20 protein-coding genes and 2 tRNA genes are annotated in these 24,611 nt (G+C 42.9%); 20 read left to right on the top strand and 2 right to left on the bottom strand.

The window, feature by feature from the left end; genetic code table 11:
* Positions 1–172 precede the first annotated feature (172 nt).
* The 3 genes from ACSFC1_RS07385 to ACSFC1_RS07375 are packed head-to-tail and all read left to right on the top strand — an operon-like array spanning position 173 to position 3,217.
* The gene (locus ACSFC1_RS07385; RefSeq protein ID WP_435565461.1) at positions 173–1,237 is read left to right on the top strand and encodes an AAA family ATPase; all 1,065 of its coding nucleotides are present in this window, start codon (positions 173–175) and stop codon (positions 1,235–1,237) included.
* Positions 1,227–2,414, top strand: coding sequence for a vWA domain-containing protein (locus tag ACSFC1_RS07380; RefSeq protein ID WP_435565460.1), 1,188 nt, complete (start codon positions 1,227–1,229; stop codon positions 2,412–2,414). The genes ACSFC1_RS07385 and ACSFC1_RS07380 overlap by 11 nt, the downstream gene beginning before the upstream one ends.
* Positions 2,411–3,217 (top strand): DUF4895 domain-containing protein, encoded by an 807-nt coding sequence (locus ACSFC1_RS07375; protein WP_435565459.1) that lies wholly within the window; start codon positions 2,411–2,413, stop codon positions 3,215–3,217. The genes ACSFC1_RS07380 and ACSFC1_RS07375 overlap by 4 nt, the downstream gene beginning before the upstream one ends.
* Here ACSFC1_RS07375 and ACSFC1_RS07370 read toward each other — a convergent pair.
* Positions 3,189–4,229: a hypothetical protein gene (locus ACSFC1_RS07370; protein WP_435565458.1), complete on the bottom strand. Its 1,041-nt coding sequence runs from the start codon at positions 4,227–4,229 to the stop codon at positions 3,189–3,191. The two genes, ACSFC1_RS07375 and ACSFC1_RS07370, sit on opposite strands and share 29 nt — an antisense overlap.
* Positions 4,230–5,123 carry a D-alanine--D-alanine ligase gene (locus ACSFC1_RS07365; RefSeq protein ID WP_435565457.1) on the bottom strand — a complete coding sequence of 298 codons (894 nt, stop codon included), beginning with the start codon at positions 5,121–5,123 and terminating at the stop codon, positions 4,230–4,232.
* Positions 5,124–5,746: 623 nt separating this feature from the next.
* Between ACSFC1_RS07365 and ACSFC1_RS07360 the strand changes: the two genes are divergently transcribed.
* The 17 genes from ACSFC1_RS07360 (at position 5,747) to ACSFC1_RS07280 (ending at position 24,574) form a co-directional block, all read left to right on the top strand.
* The gene (locus tag ACSFC1_RS07360; protein WP_435565456.1) at positions 5,747–6,493 is read left to right on the top strand and encodes an RNA-guided endonuclease InsQ/TnpB family protein; all 747 of its coding nucleotides are present in this window, start codon (positions 5,747–5,749) and stop codon (positions 6,491–6,493) included.
* A gap of 55 nt (positions 6,494–6,548) precedes the next feature.
* A complete protein-coding gene (locus ACSFC1_RS07355; RefSeq protein WP_435565455.1) occupies positions 6,549–7,499 on the top strand; it encodes a hypothetical protein in 951 nt (316 codons plus the stop codon).
* A gap of 107 nt (positions 7,500–7,606) precedes the next feature.
* A tRNA-Glu gene (locus tag ACSFC1_RS07350) sits at positions 7,607–7,681 on the top strand.
* A gap of 116 nt (positions 7,682–7,797) precedes the next feature.
* Positions 7,798–8,979: a DUF438 domain-containing protein gene (locus tag ACSFC1_RS07345; RefSeq protein WP_435565454.1), complete on the top strand. Its 1,182-nt coding sequence runs from the start codon at positions 7,798–7,800 to the stop codon at positions 8,977–8,979.
* A complete protein-coding gene (locus tag ACSFC1_RS07340) occupies positions 8,969–9,202 on the top strand; it encodes a DUF1858 domain-containing protein (RefSeq protein WP_435565453.1) in 234 nt (77 codons plus the stop codon). The genes ACSFC1_RS07345 and ACSFC1_RS07340 overlap by 11 nt, the downstream gene beginning before the upstream one ends.
* 28 nt (positions 9,203–9,230) lie before the next feature.
* Positions 9,231–9,434, top strand: a complete 204-nt coding sequence (locus tag ACSFC1_RS07335; protein WP_435565452.1) for a heavy-metal-associated domain-containing protein — start codon at positions 9,231–9,233, stop codon at positions 9,432–9,434.
* A 240-nt stretch (positions 9,435–9,674) separates the two neighbouring features.
* The gene (locus ACSFC1_RS07330) at positions 9,675–10,937 is read left to right on the top strand and encodes an argininosuccinate synthase (RefSeq protein ID WP_435565451.1); all 1,263 of its coding nucleotides are present in this window, start codon (positions 9,675–9,677) and stop codon (positions 10,935–10,937) included.
* Positions 10,930–12,126 carry an argininosuccinate lyase gene (gene argH / locus ACSFC1_RS07325; protein ID WP_435565450.1) on the top strand — a complete coding sequence of 399 codons (1,197 nt, stop codon included), beginning with the start codon at positions 10,930–10,932 and terminating at the stop codon, positions 12,124–12,126. The genes ACSFC1_RS07330 and argH overlap by 8 nt, the downstream gene beginning before the upstream one ends.
* Positions 12,123–13,145, top strand: coding sequence for an N-acetyl-gamma-glutamyl-phosphate reductase (gene argC, locus ACSFC1_RS07320; protein WP_435565449.1), 1,023 nt, complete (start codon positions 12,123–12,125; stop codon positions 13,143–13,145). Before argH ends, argC begins: the two co-directional genes overlap by 4 nt.
* A 19-nt stretch (positions 13,146–13,164) precedes the next feature.
* Entirely contained in the window at positions 13,165–14,358 is a 1,194-nt protein-coding gene (gene argJ, locus ACSFC1_RS07315) for a bifunctional glutamate N-acetyltransferase/amino-acid acetyltransferase ArgJ (RefSeq protein ID WP_435566010.1), read from the top strand.
* Positions 14,355–15,191: an acetylglutamate kinase gene (gene argB / locus ACSFC1_RS07310; RefSeq protein ID WP_435565448.1), complete on the top strand. Its 837-nt coding sequence runs from the start codon at positions 14,355–14,357 to the stop codon at positions 15,189–15,191. The genes argJ and argB overlap by 4 nt, the downstream gene beginning before the upstream one ends.
* A 13-nt stretch (positions 15,192–15,204) precedes the next feature.
* Positions 15,205–16,365: an acetylornithine transaminase gene (locus ACSFC1_RS07305; RefSeq protein WP_435565447.1), complete on the top strand. Its 1,161-nt coding sequence runs from the start codon at positions 15,205–15,207 to the stop codon at positions 16,363–16,365.
* Between the two features lies 1 nt (position 16,366).
* Positions 16,367–17,539: a glutamine-hydrolyzing carbamoyl-phosphate synthase small subunit gene (gene carA, locus ACSFC1_RS07300; RefSeq protein ID WP_435565446.1), complete on the top strand. Its 1,173-nt coding sequence runs from the start codon at positions 16,367–16,369 to the stop codon at positions 17,537–17,539.
* Positions 17,540–17,543: 4 nt separating this feature from the next.
* Positions 17,544–20,846, top strand: coding sequence for a carbamoyl-phosphate synthase large subunit (gene carB / locus ACSFC1_RS07295; protein WP_435565445.1), 3,303 nt, complete (start codon positions 17,544–17,546; stop codon positions 20,844–20,846).
* Between the two features lie 89 nt (positions 20,847–20,935).
* On the top strand, positions 20,936–23,863 hold the full coding sequence (recJ, locus tag ACSFC1_RS07290; RefSeq protein WP_435565444.1) for a single-stranded-DNA-specific exonuclease RecJ: 2,928 nt from the start codon (positions 20,936–20,938) through the stop codon (positions 23,861–23,863).
* On the top strand, positions 23,863–24,507 hold the full coding sequence (locus ACSFC1_RS07285; RefSeq protein WP_435565443.1) for a RuvX/YqgF family protein: 645 nt from the start codon (positions 23,863–23,865) through the stop codon (positions 24,505–24,507). The genes recJ and ACSFC1_RS07285 overlap by 1 nt, the downstream gene beginning before the upstream one ends.
* Positions 24,498–24,574: transfer RNA gene (locus ACSFC1_RS07280), tRNA-Arg, on the top strand. The genes ACSFC1_RS07285 and ACSFC1_RS07280 overlap by 10 nt, the downstream gene beginning before the upstream one ends.
* The last annotated feature ends 37 nt before the right edge of the window (positions 24,575–24,611 follow it).

Here is a 24,611-nt window from a genome sequence, read left to right as displayed (position 1 = left end):
CAAAATTTCACAATTTGTTGAGAGTTTCAAGATCTTAAAGTTATCGAGACGCAGGAGTTCTGAACCACCACACGGTGATATGTGCTCTTAGCGGTATAGATGGAGTGGCTTTGCGCAATCTTCTGTTGTACTATTCTCTGAATAGAGTATAATGCAACAGGAGGTGTAAACCTTGACGGTAGAAGAAGCCAAATTGCTCAGTAGAAAGATTATGGAGGCAGGGGAATCACCGCTCTTAGTTGGCCATTTCGGCGTAGGCAAGACAGATATCGCGAGAGAAATAGCCCAAGAGACCAACAGAAAGCTCATCATCTTAGTCCTTTCGCAAATGGAACCAGGGGATTTAATAGGACTTCCATCCCGGCAGAACGACCAAACGGTCTTCCTTAGGCCAGATTGGTGGCCCGAAGATGGTAATGCGATAATTCTCCTTGATGAGATAAATCGTGCTCACAGGTCCATCAGAAACGCCATCATGCAACTTGTAATAGATAAGAGAATTCATAACCACATTCTCCCTGAGGGAATTTGGATCATGGCTACGATGAACCCACCAGACGATGAATACGATCAGGCTGATCTCATAACCGATCCTGCCTTCATCTCACGCTTTTTCGTATTGGATATCTCGCCATCTTTGCAGGAATGGCAAAGATGGGCAAGACAAAATCACGTTGAGGAGAACATAATTCGCTTTGTACAAGAATATCCTGAGTTTCTCTACACACACTCTCCGATGTCGCTGAGAGTTGAGCTCAGACCAAGTCCCAGAAGTTGGTACAAACTCAGCAATGTCCTCAGGACATTGAACGAGGATGAGCGAAGAAAATACGGCTATACCATAGCAAGTGGAATACTCGGTCCTGAAGCAGCCAAGGCATTTGTGAGTTTCGGCTACGATAAATCGGTGCCTGCGCCCCAACGTGTTTTGTTGGAAGGAATACAAAATGCTTTGAAGGACAATTTTGATCAGGCAAATTCGCTGACATTGCGTTTGATAGATTACTTCTCCAAATTGGATGAACAGACCGTTGAATTGCTTCAATCTCAGATCAGCACAGTTGCAAAGAATATAAGTGAACTCGTGTCGATCCTCCCGAGGGATTCATTCTATGCGATAATGAGGTACATCACCGACAGAGCTCAAAGTAGTGACAACAACTCTGGATTCTTCGAAAAGCTCGTAGAGAAACTTGCAACCTTTGAGCAAGTGAGGTCAGTTCTCGATGAAATCTGATTTTGAAAGCATTGCATTGGATTTAGGAAGAAGATCGCCCTTTTACCTCTATCTTTTGCTCAACATCTCGCGCGTACCATCAAGAGATGTCAGAAACGTCGAGCTATCTTTCTCACAAGATTCGAGGACGGTTCTTTATTACAACCCAGAGTGGGTCTTGAGCAGAGATCCCGATTTTGTCCAAGCAATGTTGGTTCATCAATTGATGCATCTGATAAACCTCCATTTTCTCATAAAGCCGAAGAGCAACGCAGATAGGATGATATGGGACTTAGCAATGGATGCGGCAATCAACCAGTATATACCACAGCTTTCAGCCTTTGGGGTGCCTTTGAATCTTTTGATTGAGGAAGGACACGGTGTTGATAATGAGAGACTGTTTGTCTTACCACCAGATTGGATGCCGGATAAAAGTGCTGAAGAGTACCATAAGTGGATATTACAGAGAATGGAAGAACTCAAGAGATTTGACATCGTTCCCGTGGCAGAACTCAGAGAACAGTTCTCTGACAACCACGAAGGACTCTTCAAATCAGAGAACATAGACATGATTCTCGAGTTGAACAGGAGTAACTTGAGTAAAGCCTTCAACATCTATGGTTCCGAATTACCTTCAGGGGTGAAAAGATTGGTCGAACTTTCGATATCAAGGCCTCTTTTGAATTGGCGAGATAGGATAAGGAATTTCGCAGGCGTTTCGGAGTATGGAGAAAGGTATGCAACTGTCCTCAAACCCAACAGAAGGTATGAAGGACAACCCGGTTGGAAAACCTCACACACAGCGAAGATAGCCATAGTGGTCGATACAAGTGGCAGCATAATAAACGAAGAACTGGACGATTTTTTCTCAGAAATAGAGGCACTTTCAAGGTATGTCGATACAGATCTTGTATTAGTTCAAGTAGATCGTGCCGTGAATCTTGAGATCAGATACTCAAAGGGCACTTATAAGAATATGGAAATTGTGGGTGGTGGTGAAACAGATCTTCAACCTGCCATTGACTATCTTCAAGATCAACACCGTCCAGAAGGTGTGATAATCTTCACAGATGGTTACACCAACCTTCCTTCTGTGAAAAGACGTGTTTTGTTTGTGCTGTCAAAACATCACAGCGAAGAGTTCGTCAACGAAGCTCGAAAGATTTACGGTCGATCGAGTGTGGTGATCTTGCAATGAAAGCAATTGGTCCAGATCACATAATCAAAACCCTCAAGGAAAACATAAAAGAACTGCCAGTTGAAGAAGCTGTCTTCGAACTTGAGAGCTACAGAGAAAGGTTAGATCAATACCAAAGACATGTCTTTCTTTCAGTCGCTTCCTCACAGGAAAACTTTTCTCTCTTTTCGATAATCGACACAGAGGGTAGATACGCTCTGGGTTTGTCAATAGTCGATCCTTTTGAAAAAAACCTGATGATCTACAGCTCGACGGTAGATTGTGAGCTTCTCGAAAAACTCTATCAGCATCTTTTCAGTGTCAAACCAGACCCTGTGAAGTCTGGTATCATCAGACTTCCATTTCAGAGCAAAGTACTCGCCGTCGTTGGTGTTGAAGAACTTCTGCACAGAGAAATCTTAAAAGAAAAGGTCTACGGGACAGAGAACTTCTCATTTGCCGAACGAATAGACCAAGAAGATTTTGAGAACCTCAGAACGTTGAATGGAAAGAAAATAGACTTTTGCACGGTTCATCTGTTAAACGATCACATCGTCTGTGTTCTCACACTGCCAGAGGACTTCAATCCAGATCATGCTCCGTTACTTGCAGAGATATCAAGAATGTACAGAAAAAGATATGGCGTGCCCTATCAGGGCAATGTTGGGAAATTAAAAAGGTTTTCATCGATCCTCACGGCGTTTTTGGTTTCGTACGAGAGTTTTTTGAATGGCTATGATGTGGAGCAAAGTTGTGCTGAGTTATGCATCAGGGTCAGAAAGGCTTACAAGTGTATCATTGATCTCGAAAATTCCTCACAATGACAAATCTACCCTTTTGGTCCTCTATTCTCACGAATTCATCAAAGACTGAGAGAAACAACTTCGCACTCATTCTTGATAAAGCCGAGCGAAGCCTATGTGGAGAAACTTCCACCTGAAATGGTTTACTGACACCCATTTGGAGTTCTGCTTTGTACTGAACGGTGCCATAAGAGCCATAGAAATCGATCTGTTTGCCACTTCCAGTTATTCTCAAAGGCGTGTCTTTGGGTAGAAGCCAAGCAGCCTTCGATACAAACTTTCCAAAGGCTGAGTACAGCTGTTCAGGTTTCTGTTGAGTTGTGACTATCTGTTGAATCTCCTTTTGATGCGTGCTGTTTTCACCGCATATCTGCATTGCAAAGTCTTCAGATATCAAACTGAGCCACGCATCACCTACTGCCAGAGTCATTGGACCATCTCTTTGATAAACCTTGAGTGCTTTTACGACATGTCTGCTGCTCATGTAGGGAATCGAAAAAGCAAAATCGCCTTTGACGCTGTTTTGAATCTTGCACAAGCTCACTATTGTTTTCGAAGAAGCGATCAGCAAAAGAGAATCGTCGAATGATTCTATCTGTGTCATATCCCCTTCTTCCAGCGCTGCTGTAACAAAATCGAGAAATATCATGAACTCTCTGATCTTCATCGTTGCAACTTCTTTGAACGGTTTCATATGCTCTCTTTCCTTCGGCTGAGAGACCCTTATTCGAAGGGTTTCTTGGTAACCGTGTAAAACAATCTGATCGCCCAAAACTTGGATTTCGACTTCCTCAGCCTTTTCACCGACCAAAAAACCCTTCAAAAGCTTCAGTGGAACCTGAACCTCACCGTAAAAAGGTTCACAATTGGTGATCTTCATCCACGCGGTGACACACCCATCGGTAACCTTCAGGACAAGACCGTTTTTGTAAGATAGAAAGACATTTCCAAAACTGTACTCCGAAGAGCCCATGATCTTGTCACAAAATCTCAGCCAGTGAGCCAACGAAGCTGTTCTGACAAGTACTTTCAATCACTTCACCACCGTGCGAATTATAACATCTATCAGTTCTTCAAAATTCATCCCTGCTGCCTTTGCAGAAGCCGGAAGATCACTCAGATCTGTGAGACCTGGTATGGTGTTCAGTTCAAGCACGTAGAAAACGTTGTCCTTGAGTATGCCATCAACTCTGGCGAATCCTTCGCATTCACACATTTCATATGCCTTGAGTGCAGACTTTGTCACCCGATCTTCTTCTTGCTTGGACAAAGGTGCCGGTAGGATAAACTCTGTCATCTGTGGGGTGTACTTTGCAATGTAATCGTAAAATCTCCTTTTCGGCTTCAGTTCGAGAATTGGTAATACCTGTGGTTTTCCATCCATCTCCAGTATGGAAACAGTCAATTCCCTGCCCTGTATATATCTCTGCACTATCATTTCTCCGTATCTCGAGAGCTCTTCAAATAATGCTTGGTAAAGTTCTTCTCCATCATCGCATATGTGGACACCTATACTTGAACCTTCTCTCCTGGGTTTGACGACACACGGATAGCCAAAGGGTGATTCTCTAAGGGGTGTAGTTGTGAGAGTGTACTCGGGATATTCAACGGCGCCATTCAAAGTGCGATATGTCATGACTTTGTCGAAACAAATAGCGCTCGAAAGCACCTTTGATCCTGTATACTTTATGCCAAGCCAATCAAGAATGGCCTGGATCACGCCATCTTCTCCAAACTGCCCATGAAGGGCATTGAAAACGAGATCGAATTTCTTGAGCTCTGGGGCAATCTGAAGAAAATCTCCGTTCACATCAACTGCAACTGCTTCATGACCGAGTTTTCTCAGCGCTTTGAGCACATTTTCTCCACTCTTCAACGATATCGGTCTTTCACGTGATACTCCACCGAGTAATACAGCTATTTTCACATGAGATGCTCCTTTCCCTATAGAGTATTTTACAAAACTTCCGCCAGAATGCCTTCGATTTCAATCGAATGATGAATGGTGGTTTAATTTCTTCCCGTTTGTGCTATGATTTAAGCAAACCGGAGGAGATGTTAGGTGCAGACAGTAGCTATCAAAATAAAGCTTCTACCTCCTAATAAAGGCAAGCTTGAGAAGCTGGTACGTATGCTGGACACGTATCATTAAGCTTGCTCTTGGTTCTTGGAGCAGGCTGAAAAAATAAAGACTACTAGTCGGGCACATTTGAACCGAGCGACCTACAAAGAGGCATGCAAACTGTTCGATCTCAACCGAGCTACGCTCCAATGTGCTATGCTTAAAGCACTGTCTGTCTACCGATCTTACATTTCTCAAAAGAAAAAGGGCAAAAAAGCCAGCTTTCCTGATTTCAAAAAAGCGGTTCCGGTAATGGTGCGACAGGATTGCTACTCACTTGACCAGCTTCCTTCTGGCACGTGGGTCATCAAATTTCCAGTTTCCTCAGGCAGAAGTCAGATAACTGTACCTTTCTTTGCTTCTGCATACCACGTTAAAAAGCTTCAGGACCTGGCAGGAGGTTCCTGCCGTCAAGGATCCATGGAGATATGGCAAAACAAAAAGGTGAGTGGTACGTCTCTGTATCACTGATTTATGAAACACATATGGAAGAGCCAGGCGGTATAATTGGGGTCGATTTTGGCATAGTAAAGCTTGCCGTATTGTCCAACAACGTGTTCTTCAATGGTCGTCAAATCAGGTGGCGAAAAGAACGTTGGGCAGAGCGACGCAAAGCACTCCAAAAAGCAGGTCGGCTTGCTCGTGTTAAAAAGGAAGCAGGGCATGAGCGCAGGTGGATGCAGTATATCAACCACTGTATCTCCAAACGTATTGTAGGAATTGCAAAAGCCGAAAGTAAAGCCATTGCTTTGGAGAACTTGCGTGGAATCCGTGAACGAGTTAAAGGTTCCAAGAAATTCAACCGTATGATGTCGGGTTGGAATTTTCGAGAGTTAGCTTCATTCATCGAGTACAAAGCTGCTTTTGCTGGAATACCAGTAATCTACGTCGACCCCAAGGAAACTTCCAGAACCTGCCCAAAATGTAGGAATGTTTCCAGGTACAATCGAAAGACACAGGGCTGGTTCAAATGCACAAAATGTGGCTACCAGTCAGATGCTGACAGGGTGGGAGCATTGAACATAGTCGCCAAAGCGCTCGATGCTCTTGGAGCAAGACTCTGGGAGAAAGGGGAGTGTGACACCCCCAAAGGCCAAGGTGATGATCCGGATCATCCGGGGAATGCTGGCCAACCTGTGGCAAAAGCTACCATCCTACGAGTGGATGCCTCCTAATTAATTAGGAGGAGGATGTCACAGCCCTTGGGAATGTTATACAATACACTGTGTGATGAAGTACATAAAGACATTCGTTCTCATCGTGATGATTTTCTTTCTTCTATACGCGTGCGTAACATATGAGCCCACAGATCTGCCAGGCGATCTACAGATCAGGTATATCGCCATAATGTACAAATATGGTCCATTTCTCGATATGCAGAGAATCGAAGCACTTTTGGAGCAGGATAGTTACGATGACGATGTCTTGGCGTATTACCAATACTTCAAAAGCTCAGTTGAACTATCAGATCTCAAAGTCATTGAAAAAGCAGAAATATATGATACCAGGATAAAAGATTACATCAGAGAGCACTTGCCATCAAATCATTCAGAGGAAGTTCTGTTCTTAGACAATTTTGACGACTCTGTACCAGTAACGATCGAACTCTTAGAGTCTCAGAAAGACGAGAAACTTTCAGAAAGAATCTGCAATCTCTTGATGAGAGATTGGCAGAGAAAAGGCTTGTTCAGAGTTTGGTATGAAGAATTCTACGAAGATCAGCTTTCTGAAGAGCAGATGAAAAGATACGCCGAATTGTTGACGCGAGTAGCCTATGGCTATTCATCGACGACAGTTGAAAGAGTTCATGAAACTTCATCGACCTTCTATCGAGATTCTGTTGATCTATCAAAGATTCCACCTGAACTCTTGTTGGCGATCGCTTACAAAGAATCGAGACTCTTTCCAGCTTCTTTCAGAGCAGAGATATATCAGGATAACATACAGGCTGTTTCGTGGGGTTTGTGTCATATTCTGATCGATGCCGACACATTAGCTCTGAGTTACGCTGACATAGGTGACCAGAAGATTGACAAGAGAACCTTTGAACTGATCAATTATTACTATTTCAGTGGTGCTTTGAACGAAATCGACTTGATCCAGCTGAAGGGAAATCTCTTGGTCAGTTTGATACAGCTTGCTTTGATATACGAAAATCTCGAGCAGAAAATGACTTTTTGATCATAAGCTATTGATTGGTAAAGAACTCTGTGATATCATGAAATTGCGAGCAACGAGAAAAAGCATCTTGAAAAATCCTTAGGTTTGTGGTATAATATAATTTGTCTGGCCCCATAGGATAATGGCTAGTCCATCGGATTCTCAGTCCGAAGGTCCGGGTTCGATTCCCGGTGGGGCTGCCAGAGTTCAAAAAGCGGCTGAAAAAGCCGCTTTTTTCTTTGAAGCAACCTTCGAGGCAAATCTTTCTTGACATGATATAATTCAGATAGAACAGATCTACTTTTCGGGAGGTGGTTAGATGAGTCAGGGTATATCGAATCAAGGAAAAAAACAGATGATAAAGGACATAATAAGAGAACTTCACAAGGGAATGACGCCTCAAGAGGCAAAAGAGAAGTTTGTAAAAGAAATAGGTTCCATTACATCTTTTGAGATCGCCCAGATAGAACAAGAGCTGATAAATGAAGGAGTTCCTGTTGATGAAATCAAGCGATTCTGTAACGTTCACGCCTTGCTCTTTGAAAGCATACTCTCTGAAAGTCTCAAAAATGTAGACTATCCTGTTCATCCCGTAAACCTTTTGAAACAAGAAAACCAACAGATCAAAGGGCTTACTGAAAGAATCAAGCGAGTAATCCAAGAAAATGATATTGACAAGTTGAAAGATTTACTCGAGCAACTGAGTAAAGTTGATCTCCACTATGCCGCAAAAGAACACTTGCTTTTCCCTTATCTTGAAAAACATGGATTCATGGGACCATCAAAGGTCGTGTGGGGAAAACACAACGATATAAGATCGATGATGAAAGAAGCAATTGCGAATTTCAAAGAGACTGAATTAGAGGATTATCTGAAAAAATACCTCGAGCCACTGATTGAGGAGATCGATTCGATGATCTTCAAAGAAGAAAACATACTCTTCCCAACGGCTCTCGAGATGCTCTCACCTCAAGAGTGGGTTGATATCTTGAAGGAGATGAAAGAGACTGGTTTTGCCTTTGTAAAACTGCCAGCCACGCTTGACAAATTGATCGATGAGTTTGAGAAGAGTCTCTCGATTAATCCAACGGTCGAAAACGATGAGGTGATTTTTGAAACCGGAAAGCTTTCACTCACCGAACTTGAATCGATACTCAACACGATGCCTGTGGATATAACTTTTGTCGATGTTGATGATAAAGTCAAATACTTTTCAAAATCAAAAGATCGGATTTTCTTAAGGACAAAAAGTGTAATTGGTCGCGAAGTACGCAACTGTCACCCACCGCAAAGTGTTGACAGGGTTATGCAGATAATAGAATGGTTCAAGAAGGGTGAAAAGGATTCAGTAGACTTCTGGATAAACTTCAAAGGTAGGTTCATCTACATAAGGTATTTCGCAGTGAGAGACAAAGACGGCAAGTACCTTGGTACTCTTGAAGTGACACAAGACATCACGCAGATAAGAGATCTGAAAGGAGAAAAAAGACTTGCAGATTAAAGAGATAGACCTTGATAAGAGTATCTTTGAACTGACAGATGAATATCCAGAATTAATAGATATACTTGCACAGATGGGTTTTGTCGGAGTAAAAAACCCACTGCTGAGAAACACAGTTGGGCGAGTGATGACCCTAAGGGAAGGTTGTAAGAAACAGAACAAAGACCTGAATTATGTTGTTCAAGAGTTGAAAAGAAAAGGTTTTTCTGTCAAAGGTTTATGAATTACAAACAGATCAAGGAGGTGTGTTTGTGAGGTATCTGTTACAGGTACCAGATATCTCCTGCAATCATTGCAAGATGAGGATATCGAGAAAACTTGAAGAAATGGGTATCAAAAACTATGAGATCGATCTATCGAAGAAGACAGTTTTGCTTGAAACAGAAGACGTTCAGAAGGTGATTGACGAACTGGCGAAGATAGACTATCCGGTGAAAGAATTTCATGAAGTATGACTATTGACAGAACGAATTTCTGCTGATATCATACTTGCTAAGAAACTCATGGGGGTATAAAGGTTGAAAAACAGTTTTTGCACAAAGAAATTCAATGAGAAGGTAGTTTTGAGCATTCTCAGACGGACTAAGGGCCGGTGGGTGTTAAACGGCACTTAGTCCGTCTTTGCTTTTACAGCACCCACACGGCCATATCAGAAATGATATGGCCGTTTTTTTTAGCAGAAAGGAGGAAAGATTGTGGAGAAGGAAAAAGTGATACTTGCCTACAGTGGTGGATTGGATACTTCTGTGATTCTCAAATGGCTTTGCGAGAGAAATTTCGAAGTAATCGCTTACGTGGCAAATGTGGGACAACAGGAAGACTTTCAGCAGATTGAGGAAAAGGCACTCAAAACAGGCGCAGTGAAGGTTTATGTTGAAGATCTCAGAAGAGAATTCGTAACCCAATTCATCTTTGTTGCTCTTATGGGCAACGCTGTGTACGAAGGAAGATACCTACTCGGCACATCGCTTGCCAGACCTCTGATCGCCAAGAGACAAGTCGAGATAGCTTTAATGGAGGAGGCACAATATCTCGCTCATGGTGCAACAGGAAAGGGGAATGACCAAGTCAGATTTGAATTAACCTATGCTGCACTTGCCCCTCAGCTCAAAGTGATTTCTCCATGGAAGGACCCAGAGTTTCTATCGCACTTCAAAGGAAGAACCGATCTGATAAATTACGCAAAAAAGAAAGGCATACCCGTGAAGGCGAGTGCAGAAAAACCTTACAGTGAAGATGAAAATCTAATGCACATATCTCACGAAGCAGGTATGCTTGAAGATCCATCGATGAAAGCCGATGAATCGATTTTCAACAGAACAGTCTCACCCAAAGAGGCGCCTGACCAAGAGACCGTTCTGCAGATTCATTTCAAAGATGGAGTACCAATTAAGATCTTAAATTTGAACGACTCTACAGAGAAAGAAGACCCGTTGGAGATCTTTGAGTATCTGAACAAAGTCGGTGCGCAAAATGGCGTTGGAAGAGTTGATATGGTGGAAAACAGATTCATCGGTATAAAGTCGCGCGGTGTCTATGAGACTCCTGGTGCTACGATTCTCTGGATTGCCCACAGAGATCTTGAAGGTATCGCTATGGACAAAGAGGTTATGCATCTGAGGGATATGCTCGCTCCTAAGTTCTCCGAACTGATTTACAACGGTTTTTGGTTTTCTCCAGAAATGGATTTCCTACTCAGTGCTTTCAAGAAATCCCAGGAAGGAATCGATGGTGTTGTAACGGTAAGCATTTACAAAGGAAATGTCATGCCGATCAGCAGGTATTCACCAACTTCTCTTTACAATCAGGCTCTGTCGAGTATGGATGTTGAAGGTGGTTTTGACTCAACGGATTCAAAAGGTTTCATAAATATTCATGCGATAAGGCTCAAAGCGCACAACGTGGTTTTGAGGGAAAAGGATCCATACGCTTGGAGAAAGGGGATAGTGAATGTCTGAAAAGTTGTGGCAAAAGGGTTATGAGATAGATAAACTCGTCGAAGGATTCACCGTTGGTAGAGACTACATCGTAGATATGGCGTTGATTCGTTATGACATCGTTGCTTCTACAGCACATGCGAAGATGCTTTTGAAGATGGGGTACATCACGCAAGAAGAATTTCATGGAATAGGAAGTGCGCTTGAGGAACTCTCAGATTTGATCGAGCAAGGAAAGTTCCAAATAAAACCTGAAGAAGAAGATTGTCACACCGCGATAGAGAACTTCTTAGTTCAAAAACTTGGTGACACCGGGAAAAAGATTCACATGGCAAGATCGAGGAACGACCAAGTTCTAACGGCACTGAGAATGCTTTACAAAGATCAGTTGAAACAGATCAAAGAGGCTGTTGAAGATTTGATGAAAGCTGTCGGGAATTTTTCAAAAAGGTACGCCAAGGTTACTTTTGCAGGTTTTACACATACCAGAAAGGCTATGCCGACGAACTTTCGAAGTTGGGCAACGGCACTTCGCGATGCACTGAAAGACGATTTGAAATTGCTCTCTGTGGTGTACGAGCTGATCGATCAATCTCCTTTGGGAACCGGTGCAGGTTACGGACTACCAATACCCACAGATAGGAAATTGACTGCCAAGGAACTCGGTTTTAAGAAAATTCAGCGAAATCCCATCTATACCCAACTGAGCCGAGGAAAGTTCGAGTACTTGATATTGCATCTTTTGTCTCAGATCACCTACGATCTGAACAGATTTGCGAGTGACATAATCTTCTTTTCCCTGCCTGACATAGGCTATATCGAACTACCGAAGGAACTGTGCACAGGTAGTTCAATAATGCCCCAGAAATTGAATCCAGATCCATTAGAACTGATCAGGGCATATCACAGTGTTATCGTCTCGAGAATGATTGAATGCTCAATGATCACATCGAATCTGATAACTGGTTATCACAGAGATCTTCAACTTCTCAAAGAGATAGTAATCGATAGCTTTCAAGACGTTAAAGACCTCCTTGCCGTCATGAAAAAAGTTTTCGAAAAACTTCGAGTCAACAGAATCAGTTGTTTCAACAGTCTGACAGACGAAGTCTTGGCTACACAAAGAGTATACGAATTAGTCAAACAAGGAGTACCTTTCAGGGACGCTTACAGGTTGATAGCCAAGGAATTAGGTGGTGGTGAAAAGTGAAGCTGAGAGTTGGGATCATAGGAGCCACTGGTTACACAGGCTTTGAGCTTTTGAGAATTTTGAAGAATCATCCCTACACACAGATTGCCTATCTTGGTTCAAGAAGCTATTCTGGCAAACTGACTGAAGAACTCTTTCCTTTCACCATAGATGAGAACTTGCTTGAGGAAATCGATGCCAACAAGGTTAGAGAAAGATGTGACATTCTTTTCACTGCACTGCCATCAGGTACGAGTTATGAATTCGTCAAAGAACTTGGAAATCTCAAAGTGATCGATCTTGGTGCGGATTTCAGATTCGAAGATGCTGCTGTCTATGAAAAGTGGTATTCAAAGAAGCTCGTCGATTATGATCCGGGCAAAAGAGCTTATGGATTGGTAGAGATCTTCAGAGATCGCATCAAACAAGTTAATGTAGTAGGAAACCCCGGTTGTTATCCAACCTGTGTGCTGCTTTCATTGGCTCCAATCTTGAAAGAAGGTTTAGTGCTGAAAGATGAGATCTACGTTGATGCGAAATCAGGTGTTTCGGGAGCTGGAAGAAAAGAGGAATCAGAATACTCCTTCTGTGAAATTGATGAAGGCACGAAAGCTTACAATCCTGCCAATCACAGACATGTTCCTGAAATGGAGGAACAGATCAAAAAAATCTGTGGTAAACGATACCACATCACTTTTGTACCTCACTTAGTTCCGATGGTCAGAGGCATCTTGAGCACGGTGTATTTGAAGACAGATCTGACATCGAAGGAAGCCTATGAACTCTACCTTGAGTTCTACAAGAACGAAAAATTCATTCATGTACTCAAACCAGGAGTCTACCCATCAACAAAATGGAGTTATGCATCAAACCACTTCTTCATCTCGTTTGCGAAAGACGATCGTACTAATACCTTGATCTTAATTGGCGTTTTGGACAATTTAGTCAAAGGTGCTTCTGGTCAAGCAGTACAGAACATGAACCTTCTTTTCTCCTTACCAGAAGACTCTGGAATTGATTACAACCCAATCTATCCATGAAAGGAGGAAGATAATGGTTCTGAGTGTACCGAAAGGCTTCAAGTTTGTAGGGATTTACTGCGGAATCAAGAAGTGTAAGAAAGACCTGGCAATTGCATTTTCACAAACAATGTGTACAGCGTGTGGTATGTTCACAACGAATACAGTCAAGGCTGCGCCTGTGATCTATGACAAAGAAGTATTAGAACAAAACCCAGAAGGTATAAGGGCTGTTGTTGTGAACAGTGGTAATGCTAACGCCTGTACAGGTGAGGAAGGAGCCAAAAATGTTGTAAGAATGGCTAAAAAGGTAGCAGAAGAACTTGGAATAGAACCACAGAGCGTTGTCGTTGCGTCTACGGGTGTAATCGGTGTGCAATTGCCTATCGAGAAGATAGAAAATGGCATGCAGAAGGCTGTCAGTTTGCTTCAAGATGATCCGATACAGTTTGCAGAAGCAATAATGACTACCGATACGGCAATCAAATTGAGTTACCGCGAAGTGGAATTGAAAGGGAAAACTGTTAGAATTCTTGGGATTGCAAAAGGTTCTGGAATGATTCACCCCAATCTTGCTACAATGCTCTCTTTCATTTTCACAGACGCGAAGATCTCACACAACGCCTTGAAAAAGATTCTGAAAAACTCCGTTGACAAGAGCTATAACATGATCGATGTCGACAGAGACACGAGTACGAACGACAGTGTCATAGTGCTTGCCAATGGCATGGCGCAAAATGAAGAAATAGTAGAAGGGACAGAACAGTACTGTCATTTTGAAAATGCTTTTGATGAGGTCAACATTGAGCTCGCAAGAAAGATAGTTGAAGACGGTGAAGGAGCCACTAAGTTGATTCAAGTTGAAGTGATCAACGCATCTGATGAAGAGAGTGCCAAAAAGATAGCAAGGAGCGTAGTTTCCTCAAACCTCGTGAAGACAGCGATCTATGGCGAAGATCCAAACTGGGGAAGGATTATTGCCGCAGCTGGTTACTCAGGCATGGTCTTCGATATCTCAAAGGTAGATCTTCATCTGTCCAATGGAAGAAAAAGTATAACTGTTTTTCAAAACGGTAAAGGTGTCTACTTCGACGAGCAAATTGCAAAACAGATACTCAGTTCCACAAAGATTTTCTTGAAGATTGATATGAACTGCGGGAATTCAAAAGCAACCGCTTGGGGTTGTGATTTGACTGAGAAATACATTCAAATCAACGGGAGGTATAGGACATGAGAGAAAAACTGCAGGTACTTTTTGAAATTCTGCCATTTCTGAGAGAGTTTCACAACAGAATTTTCGTGATAAAGATCGGTGGAAATGTGGTGAAAAATGAAGATTCAAAAAAGCTCTTTGCAAAGAGTGTAGTACTCCTGAAGTACATGGGCATAAAGCCCGTTGTGGTTCATGGTGGTGGACCTGAGATCACGCAGATGATGAATCAACTCGGAATGAAGGTGGCTTTCAGCAATGGTTACAGAGTAACAGATGAAAAAACTATGCATGTGGTTGAAATGGTTCTCGGAAAGATGAACAAAGAGATAGTTACGAGCCTGAACAATGAAGGAGCGAAAGCCGTTGGGATTTCTGGAAAGGACGCAAGTTTCTTGTTTACTTCAAAGGACTTGAGCAATGGTGACATAGGTTATGTTGGAAAAATCGAGAAGGTTGACACAGAACTTGTCGAGGTTCTCTTGAGCAAAGACTACATACCCGTGATAGCACCCATCGGCTTTGGTGAAGAAGGTAGATCTTACAACATAAATGCCGACACAGCAGCTGCCGAGATAGCAAAAAGTCTGTGCGCCGAGAAACTGTTGCTTCTCACAGACGTCGACGGTGTTCTTAAAGATGGAAAACTGATCAGCTATCTTACAGTTAGAGACGCACAGCTCTTGCTGGAAGAAAAGGTTGTGGAAGGTGGCATGATACCCAAGATACAATGTGCTATCGATGCCTTGAGATCGAATGTGAGAAGCGTACACATCATAAATGGAAATGATCATCTGTCGTTGCTCTTGGAAGTTTTTACACTCGAAGGTGTTGGAACGATGATCAAAAACGGCTGAGAGGGTGAAAAAAATGAATCATTTGATGAATACCTACAGTAGATTTCAGATCGTGCTCGAACATGGAAAGGGCACACTGGTGTGGGATAGAGAAGGCAAGCTGTATCTTGATTTCGCTGCGGGTATTGCCGTGAATATTCTGGGGCATTCACATCCAATAGTACTCAAAGCCCTCAAAGACCAAGCGAAGAAGCTAATACACTGCTCAAATCTATATTGGAATGAGCCACAGATGAAACTTGCGACTATCTTATCTGAAAACTCCATAGGTGGCAAAGTGTTCTTCGCAAACAGCGGTACAGAGGCAAACGAAGCTGCGATAAAACTTGCGAGAAAGTATGGAAGAAGGATCTCACCCGAGAAATATAGAATTCTCTCCGCAAAAGATTCTTTTCATGGTAGAACATATGGTTCTTTGAGTGCCACCGGTCAAGAAAAATATCAAAGAGATTTCACACCGCTTGTGAATGGCTTTGACTACTTTGAGTTCAACAACATCGATTCTCTGAGGTTGAAAATCTCCAAGGAAGTCTGTGCCGTGATAGTTGAACCCATACAAGGCGAAAGTGGTATTCAAGTTGCCACAAAGACCTTTCTACAGGAAGTTAGAAAACTGTGCGATGAATTTGACGCCTTGTTGATCTTTGATGAAGTTCAATCTGGTATGGGAAGAACGGGGAAACTCTTCGCTTTCGATCATTACGGTGTGAAACCAGATGTACTCACTTTGGCAAAGGGTCTTGGTGGCGGGATACCCATCGGTGCTGTGATTGCAAGCGAGAGAGCTGATGTCTTTGAGCCTGGCGATCATGGTTCAACCTTTGGTGGTAACCCACTTGCTTGCAGCGTCGGCATTGCTGTAATGGAAAGTCTCCTCACCGAGGGCTTTCTTGAGAGAGTCCAAGAACTTGGGAATTCTTTGAAGAAGGGACTGCAAGAGGTGAAAAAGCGATACCAGGAGAAAGTAAAGGATATAAGAGGAATTGGTTTGATGATTGGAATTGAGCTGAACAATATCTCAGCAAAGGATTTCGCAGAAAGGTGTGTTCAAAATGGGCTCTTAGTAGCTGTGGCGGGGAACAACACGATCAGATTATTACCGCCTCTCACAGTCAAAAAGAGTCAGATGAAGGAAGCTATTCAGGTCATCAGAAAAACCTTGGAGGAATTTTGAGATGAAGAGGGCTTTGTTAGTTCTCGAGGATGGAAGCTATTTCTACGGAAGTAGTTTCGCTGCTGAGGGTGAGGTCTTCGGTGAACTGGTTTTCAACACGGCCATGACGGGTTATCAAGAAGTGCTCACTGATCCCTCCTACACTGGACAAATTGTCATCATGTCCTATCCAGAGATTGGTATCTACGGAATAAACGATTCAGACATGGAATCAAATACTGTCAAGGTTGCAGGTTTTGTAGTCTACAGGAATGTCGAGAAACCTTCGAATCACAGAGCAACAAAGTCTCTTGTTGATTATCTGAGGGAAAATAAGATAGTAGCCATCGAAGGTATTGATACACGAATGCTCATAAGAAAGATAAGAGACAAAGGTGTGGTAAACGGTGCAATATCCACACAGGACTTAGACCCCATCTCTTTGGCTGGTAAGTTGAAGTTCATGCAGAAGATAGACGACATCGATCTTGTAAAGAATGTCTCCGTAGAGGTCGTTGAAGACAGTCATCATGAGTACGGTTGGAAAGTGGCAGTTGTAGATTGTGGTTGCAAGAAAGGCATAATAAGAGAGCTCGAGAGGCTTGGAGCCTCAGTTGTTTTGCTGCCGTATACAATCGATTTTGAAGATCTCAAAAGACTCAAAGTCAATGGGGTGTTGGTTTCGAATGGTCCTGGGAATCCTGCGGTTCTTGACAGAACTATAGTACTCATAAAGCAGATCCTCGCGCACAGAATGCCTCTTGCTGGAATATGTTTAGGGCATCAACTGTTGGCACTTGCAGTTGGAGCAAGCACTTACAAGATGAAATTTGGGCATCGAGGAACCAATCATCCTGTGAAAGATCTTGAAACACAAAAAGTCATGATAACAACTCAGAATCACGGTTTCGCAGTAGATCCAGAGAGTATTGGTATCGATGGAATAAAGAACAAAGATCAAGATCCTGGTTTTGTTTTTGAAAAAACACAGAGCCTCAAAGATCTTGTGGGCAAGAGCACGGAGGGATTCAGAGTCAAGATAACTCATCTGTCTTTGAACGACGGCACAGTTGAAGGGCTCAAGTTAGTTGATTACCCTGCCTTCTGTGTCCAATTTCATCCGGAAGCATCTGCTGGCCCGCATGATGCGAAAGATTTCTTTGTAGATTTCATGAGGCTTGTTCTTTCGAGGTGATCGAATGCCGAAGAGAAACGATATACACAGAATACTGGTAATAGGATCAGGTCCCATAACGATAGGACAGGCTGCGGAGTTCGATTACTCTGGTACTCAAGCTTTGAAGGCACTCAAGGAGGTTGGTTATGAGGTTGTTGTTGTCAATTCGAATTCCGCAACGATAATGACAGATCCAGATCTATCTGATGCAGTTTATATAGAACCTCTGACAGTTGAGTATGTAGAAAAAGTCATAGAAAAAGAAAAAGTGGATGCGCTTCTCGCTACACTCGGTGGTCAAACGGCTTTGAATCTTGCCGTTGAACTTCACGAAAAAGGTATTTTGGAAAAGCACAAAGTCAAATTGATCGGTGTGGATGTAGAAACAATACGCTTGGCAGAAGACAGAGAACTGTTCAAAGAGGCGATGAAAAAATCAGGCTTAGAAGTCCTGAAAAGTAGGGTGGTCTCAAAGATCACAGATGCTCTTGAGGTTGCACAAGAGTTGGGTTACCCAGTGGTCATCAGACCGAGTTTCACCCTCGGCGGAACAGGCGGAGGCATAGCTTACAACACAGAAGAACTCAAGACAATTGTGGCAAACGGGTTGATTGAAAGTCCGTCTCACACAGTGCTGATTGAAGAGTCTGTAATTGGATGGAAAGAATATGAACTTGAAGTGATGAGAGACAGTAAATCGAATTTCATCGTCGTCTGCCCTATAGAGAACTTTGATCCCATGGGAATTCACACCGGTGATTCAATCACCGTAGCTCCAATGCAGACCTTGAGCGATGTTGAATATCAGCAGATGAGAGATACGGCAAAGAAGGCTTTAGATGCGATTGGTATTAAAACAGGGGGATGTAATATCCAGTTTGCGGTAGAACCTGAGACCGGAAGAATGGTGGTCATAGAGATGAACCCAAGGGTTTCGAGATCTTCAGCTCTCGCTTCAAAGGCAACGGGATACCCTATTGCGAAACTCGCTGCTCTCACTGCAGTTGGCTTTAATCTCGATGAGATAATGAATTACATCACAACCAAGACAACGGCAGCCTTTGAACCTTCCATAGACTACGTTGTTGTCAAAATACCGAGATTTCAAGTGGAAAAGTTCCCAGGCGCAGATCCAAAATTGAACACACAGATGAAATCGGTAGGAGAGATAATGGCGATAGGTAGGACTTTCAAAGAGGCTTTGGGAAAGGCTATCAGATCCCTTGAATTAGACATCACACCAAAGCTCGATCTTGAACATCTGAGAGAGTATCTGGCAAATCCCACTGCAGATAGAATTTCGTACATCTTTGCTGCTTTTAGAAAAGGAATCTCTGTCGAAGAAGTCTATCGTCTAACGCGTATCGATAGATGGTTCTTGAATGAAATAAAGCAGATCATGGATTTTGAGAAAGATCTCAGAAAAGATGGCATGAAAGATCCCTCTTTGTTGAAAAAAGCAAAACAGTGGGGGTTTTCAGACAGAGAACTTGCTGAGATCTTCAACTGTGACGAAAAAGATGTCCGTCAGTTCAGAAAAATTCATGGCATCAGGCCTGTCTACAAGATGGTTGACACCTGTGCAGGTGAATTTGAGGCGAGTACTGCTTATTTCTATTCAACGTACAACGGTTCTGAGAATGAAATGGTTCTCAGTGAGAGGAAAAAGATTATTGTTCTGGGTTCGGGGCCAAACAGAATAGGGCAAGGAATAGAATTTGATTACGCGAATGTCCACGCCGTTTGGGCTTTTCAAGAAGAAGGCTATGAAGTCGTAATGATCAATTCGAATCCAGAGACTGTATCCACTGATTACGACATCTCAGATAGACTCTATTTTGAACCGTTAACCGTTGAGGATATTCTTGAAATAATTGACAATGAAAGACCTCAAGGCGTTGTCATTTCCTTTGGAGGACAGACTCCGCTGAAGATAGCCAGTGAACTGGTAAGAGAGGGAGTTAAACTCATAGGAACAACCTTTGAGCTCGTTGAGGTCACTGAAAACAGAGAGAGGTTTGCCAAGCTACTCGAAGAACTGCATTTGAAAACGCCGCCCTTTGCCGTTGTCACATGCGTTGAAGATGCTTTGAGATCAGCAAAGACGATAAACTACCCTGTGCTTGTCAGACCGAGCTATGTACTTGGTGGCAGAGCTATGGCAGTCGTAGATTCTGAGCAAGAACTGATCAAGTACGTAACACAAGCCGCTCTTGTCTCACCTGGATATCCCCTGATAATAGACAAATTTTTGGAAGATGCCACCGAACTCGATGTGGATCTGCTGTCCGATGGTGAGAATGTCTGGATAGCGGGTTTGATGGAACAAATAGAAGAGGCTGGTGTACACTCAGGTGATTCGGCCTGTGTCCTGCCTCCTGTTAGTCTATCCGAAGATATGATTTCGTCGATAGAGTCGACAATCTATAGATTGGTGAAAGCGTTGAAGCTCATTGGACCAGCAAATGTTCAACTGGCTATCAAGAACGAGCAGATATACATACTCGAATTAAATCCAAGGGCTTCGAGAACTTTTCCTTTCGTGAGTAAGGCAATAGGGATACCAATAGCAAAACTGGCAGCGAAAGTGTTACTTGGGAGAAAGTTGATCGATTTGTTGTCAGAGTACTGGCCCTATCCCACAAGATATAGATACGCAGACCTCTTGGATGGTAGTGGGATCTTGCCCACACCTTGGCCCAGATATTATTCGGTCAAGGAAGTGGTCATTCCGTTCAACAGATTCCCTGGAACTGATACGCTACTTGGACCCGAGATGCGTTCCACTGGTGAAGTCATGGGAATTGGTGAAGATTTTGCTGAAGCCTTCGCAAAGGCTCAGATATCTGCTTTCAGTCCTCTACCCAAAAAGGCAATTCTTGTGACCGTGAGGGATAGAGACAAGAGAGAGATCATACCGCTGGTGTCATACCTCTACGATCTTGGATTCGAAATCTATGCAACCAATGGTACTTCAAGATCGCTGAATTCTGCAGGAATACCGGCTAAGTATGTGCCAAAGGTTGGGGAAGGTAGGCCAGATGTCATTGACCTCATCGAACAGAGAAAAGTGGATTTAGTTTTGATAACTCAATCGCCTAACAGAACTCGAGATAGTTTACAAGACAAGATAGGCTTAAGAGCCTCATTGAACTTTGAGGACAAGCGTAGCCTGGGATACAAAATAAGAACTTGTGCAGTGAAAAACAAAGTGCCATACCTCACAACAATAGAAGCTTTTAGGGCGGAGATCTCTGCTATCAGAAAATCCAAAGTCAACGGTATTTTCGAGGTGAGAGAACTGAAAAAGTTGTACGGGAAATAGCTCAGCCGACTGTTTTTAGTTCTGAATGTCAACGGAAACGAAAAATGTGGTTTAATATAATTAATACTATAAAAAGGCAGTTGGCGATTGTGAGGTGGATAGTAAAGCAGGTTGATCAGCAACAAATTGAGTTGCTGTGTAACAGTCTAACGATAAGTCCATTTCTTGCCAGATTACTCATCAACAGAGGTTTTAAGGAACCCCAGCAGGTTTTTGAGTTTCTGAACCCGAATATAGCTCATCTGCACGATCCTTTCTTACTCAAAGATATGGACCGTGCCGTTCTTCTTTTGCTGAAAGCCAAGAGTGAAGATTTGCCCGTGCTGGTCTACGGAGACTACGACGTGGATGGAATAACAGGAGTGGCAGTCCTGAAGGAATTTCTCGAACGATTCGGCTGGAGAACGGAGTATTACATCCCAAAAAGGATGGATGAAGGTTACGGGATACAACCCTCTGTTATAGATCAATTTTGTAGAAAATCTAAAGGAATAATTGTTACTGTAGATTGTGGTATCACAGCTTTTGAAGCTATCGATTTTGCGAACTCACTCGGATGTCCTGTAATTGTGACCGACCACCATGAAGTGGGTGAAGAACTCCCAAGAGCCGCAGCGATCATAGATCCAAAAAGGCCAGATGATCCTTATCCCTTCAAAGATCTCGCTGGTGTGAGTGTAGCTTTCAAATTGATATGTGCGCTTGCACAAGAGCTTGGGATTGAAAGAGAACAATTCTTCGATCTCCTTGAGTTAGTTGCACTTGGTACTGTGGCAGATATGGTCAAATTAGTCGATGAGAACCGTTTCATAGTGAAGGAAGGTTTACGCAGGCTCAGAAATACTAAGAGACCTGGCTTATCTTTGCTTTTTGCGAGGCTTGGTATTGTTGAACCAGACTCACGTGATATAGGCTATAGAGTAGCACCTAAACTGAACGCAGCTGGGAGGTTAGACTCAGCCGACGACGCTTTTCAACTGCTCATAGCTCAAGATATAACAGTTGCAGAGAGGTTAGTAGACCTACTTTTCGAGTACAACACCGCACGTCAGGAAATAGAGGCAGATATCTTTGCGCACGCTGTTGAACAGATAGAGGAATATGAATTACAAAAGGATCCATTGATCGTCGTCAGGGGCAGTGGTTGGCATGTAGGGGTTATTGGCATCGTCGCAACGAGACTGGTTCATCGGTATGGTAGGCCTGTGATGGTCATCTCGGAATCTGAAGATATTGCTCGTGGTTCTGCAAGGAGTGTACCGGAAATCAATTTGATCGAACTGCTACAGCCTCTGTCGTCTCATTTCAAAGAATTCGGTGGTCATCCTTTGGCAGTTGGTTTCAGCTTGAGCAGTGACAGTATAGACAGCTTCATTGAAGCTTTGAGGAGTTGCAAGATACCAGTCAGAGAAACCTTTGACGTGATAGAGGTTGATCATGAAATCCAGTTAGAGCAAATAAACGATCAGATGTTGTTAGACATGCAGATGCTCGAGCCTTTTGGGCACGGTAACCCCGAACCGATCTTTCTATCTAAGAACATATCTGCAGAATTTTTGAGAACTTTTGGACAGAGTCATTCAAATGTGAAGATGGGATTTGTCATCAACGGTCGGAAGATTGAGGCTCTCGGTTTTGGATTGGGTTATTTGTTGGAAAAACCGAGCTATGAATCGACGAATTTGGATATAGTCTTCAGCATAAGGAATGGCAGAGGTTCCTTATCGCTGAACGTCATAGATCTCTCTCTTCCCAAGAAGAGCTGTCAATCTACTGAAGAGAATGAAATCGCGCAGAGATGGCTGCACTTTGATCGTCTCTTTTCTGAACTGAAGCCTGGAAGATTCTTTATACTCGATCTGAGAACAAGAAACGCTTTTCTCTTATGGCTGAAAGAAAAAGTCGATCTTAAGTGTGCTGTGATTTCAATAAACAACATCGTTTCATCACACGTTCACCAGAGTCTTTTGAGACATGTTCAAGGTAAGTTATCTTATGCGAATTCACTCAACAGGAATAGTCTTGAGAGATTCACCTTCATGACAGTTTCATATTTCTTGGATGAAAAGGACAGAATAATGAGTCAGTATGATTTGTTTGTCGTGAATGAATTAGCGCATTTCAAAGTTTTTCAGCAGAACCGCCAAATTTCCGAATTTCTACAACTTGTGAGGGAAAATATCGACAAGTTCGTCGCACTGAGTGTTAAGAACCCAGACGATCTGCTCAACTTTGCCACTGCAGTTGGTTTCGAAACAGCCTATGAGAAGTCTTTGAAGCCGAATTACGGGCTTACTGACCTTTCTGGAGACATTGATTCGGTTATCAACGATGCTTCTTGTTTCTTATTCTCCGACCAACGCAAGCTCGCAGAGTTTTTCAAGAGATTCAAAGACAGATGGAAGGACAAAGAAGTGATCATATACTCACACACATTGAGACCAGGTCAACGTCTCAATGTTGTTAACTGTCTCAAGAAGAAGAAATTCGGAAAACTAATAAGTTCGACGAATACCGACGGTTTACCAACCATGCTTGGTCAAGAAGCAGAGATCGCGATTATTGATGCGCCGTTCACCTTGTTTGAAATACTCGATGTCCTTTCTACCGATGGTGACAATCAGCTTCTCGATCTGTGCTTTACGAGCGAAAGTGTGAAAGAAAGAGAAGCAGACTTGGAGGAACTCTTTCCCTCTGAAAAGATACTCGATGAAATATTGACCAAGATCAGAGGCGAAAGAATAAACCAACGTGATCTGAATGAAATACTCGTTGAGTCTGGTTATCTCAAAACTCAGTCTTATGCGAAGATAATTATGAGCATTCTCAGAGACTTGGGTGCAACATTTGTTGGTGAAGAAATAATACTGAGTCATCTGCGTTTTTCAAGAAAGCCCGTGAGGATAATGGAAAGAGAACTTGAATTTGCCTATTTTGAAGGCATAACAAAACCTTTGCTGACTCAGCGTGTTAAAGGTATCTACAGAGCCTTGGCAAATGTGAAAACGGTGATCTGATGTTTCTGGCAATAGATTATGGTGAGGCAAGGTGTGGCTTAGCCTTAGGCGAAAAACTAGTTGCAAAGCTATGGACTGTCCAAAGAGAAAAGCTTTTTTCGGAGCTCTCTAAGTTCCCAGATGTTGAAGCCTATGTGGTTGGACTACCGTTCTCAATGAGTGGAAGATATTCAAAGCAGACATTCAGAGTCATAGCTTTCGCAGAGAAACTCCACAAGAAGTATGGTAAGTCTGTCTACATGATCGATGAAAGATTGAGCAGCAAGATCTTCAAGGGTAGTAAGGATGTTGACCGTCTGAGTGCGGCGGAAATCTTTGATAGGTTCATCTCTTCGGATCGCAATCGATACGAGATAAAACCACCGTCAAGGTTGAACGATGAAAAGATCGCTGAGTTGAAAAGCTTGGTTGGGAAGATCTTGATAGCCAATCTTTCCGACACCAGAGTTGCCAGAGATGAAGATTGCGTTGTCTATCAGGTTGATCCATATTACGCATACTTGTTTTACAAGCGTGGTTTTCACGTGGAGAGAGACCGCACACAGTTGGAAAACTCAGCACCATTTGATATCATCGTTGCAGGAGGGGATTGCGAGGAGTTCAGAGTTTTTCTAAGACCCTCTGGTAAAATTCTGTGCCTGTAGCTCAAACGGATAGAGCGCTGGACTCCGGATCCAGAGGTTGCGGGTTCAACTCCCGCCAGGCACACCAAAGTATCTCCTCAAATGATGCAGGAGAGTTCAAGGAG

It is taken from the genome of Pseudothermotoga sp. U03pept (genome assembly GCF_051235805.1).
Classification (GTDB): Bacteria; Thermotogota; Thermotogae; order Thermotogales; family DSM-5069; genus Pseudothermotoga_B.
The sequence above is the reverse complement of the archived record's forward strand: the minus strand, read 5'-3'. Positions and strand labels throughout refer to the sequence as shown.

Coding starts and splice junctions, on each gene's coding strand:
- ACSFC1_RS07380 (WP_435565460.1), top strand. CDS start 1,227: ATGAAATCTGATTTTGAAAGCATTGCATTGGATTTAGGAAGAAGATCG.
- ACSFC1_RS07375 (WP_435565459.1), top strand. CDS start 2,411: ATGAAAGCAATTGGTCCAGATCACATAATCAAAACCCTCAAGGAAAAC.
- ACSFC1_RS07360 (WP_435565456.1), top strand. CDS start 5,747: ATGGCAAAACAAAAAGGTGAGTGGTACGTCTCTGTATCACTGATTTAT.
- ACSFC1_RS07355 (WP_435565455.1), top strand. CDS start 6,549: ATGAAGTACATAAAGACATTCGTTCTCATCGTGATGATTTTCTTTCTT.
- ACSFC1_RS07345 (WP_435565454.1), top strand. CDS start 7,798: ATGAGTCAGGGTATATCGAATCAAGGAAAAAAACAGATGATAAAGGAC.
- argH (WP_435565450.1), top strand. CDS start 10,930: ATGTCTGAAAAGTTGTGGCAAAAGGGTTATGAGATAGATAAACTCGTC.
- argB (WP_435565448.1), top strand. CDS start 14,355: ATGAGAGAAAAACTGCAGGTACTTTTTGAAATTCTGCCATTTCTGAGA.
- ACSFC1_RS07305 (WP_435565447.1), top strand. CDS start 15,205: ATGAATCATTTGATGAATACCTACAGTAGATTTCAGATCGTGCTCGAA.
- carA (WP_435565446.1), top strand. CDS start 16,367: ATGAAGAGGGCTTTGTTAGTTCTCGAGGATGGAAGCTATTTCTACGGA.
- carB (WP_435565445.1), top strand. CDS start 17,544: ATGCCGAAGAGAAACGATATACACAGAATACTGGTAATAGGATCAGGT.
- ACSFC1_RS07285 (WP_435565443.1), top strand. CDS start 23,863: ATGTTTCTGGCAATAGATTATGGTGAGGCAAGGTGTGGCTTAGCCTTA.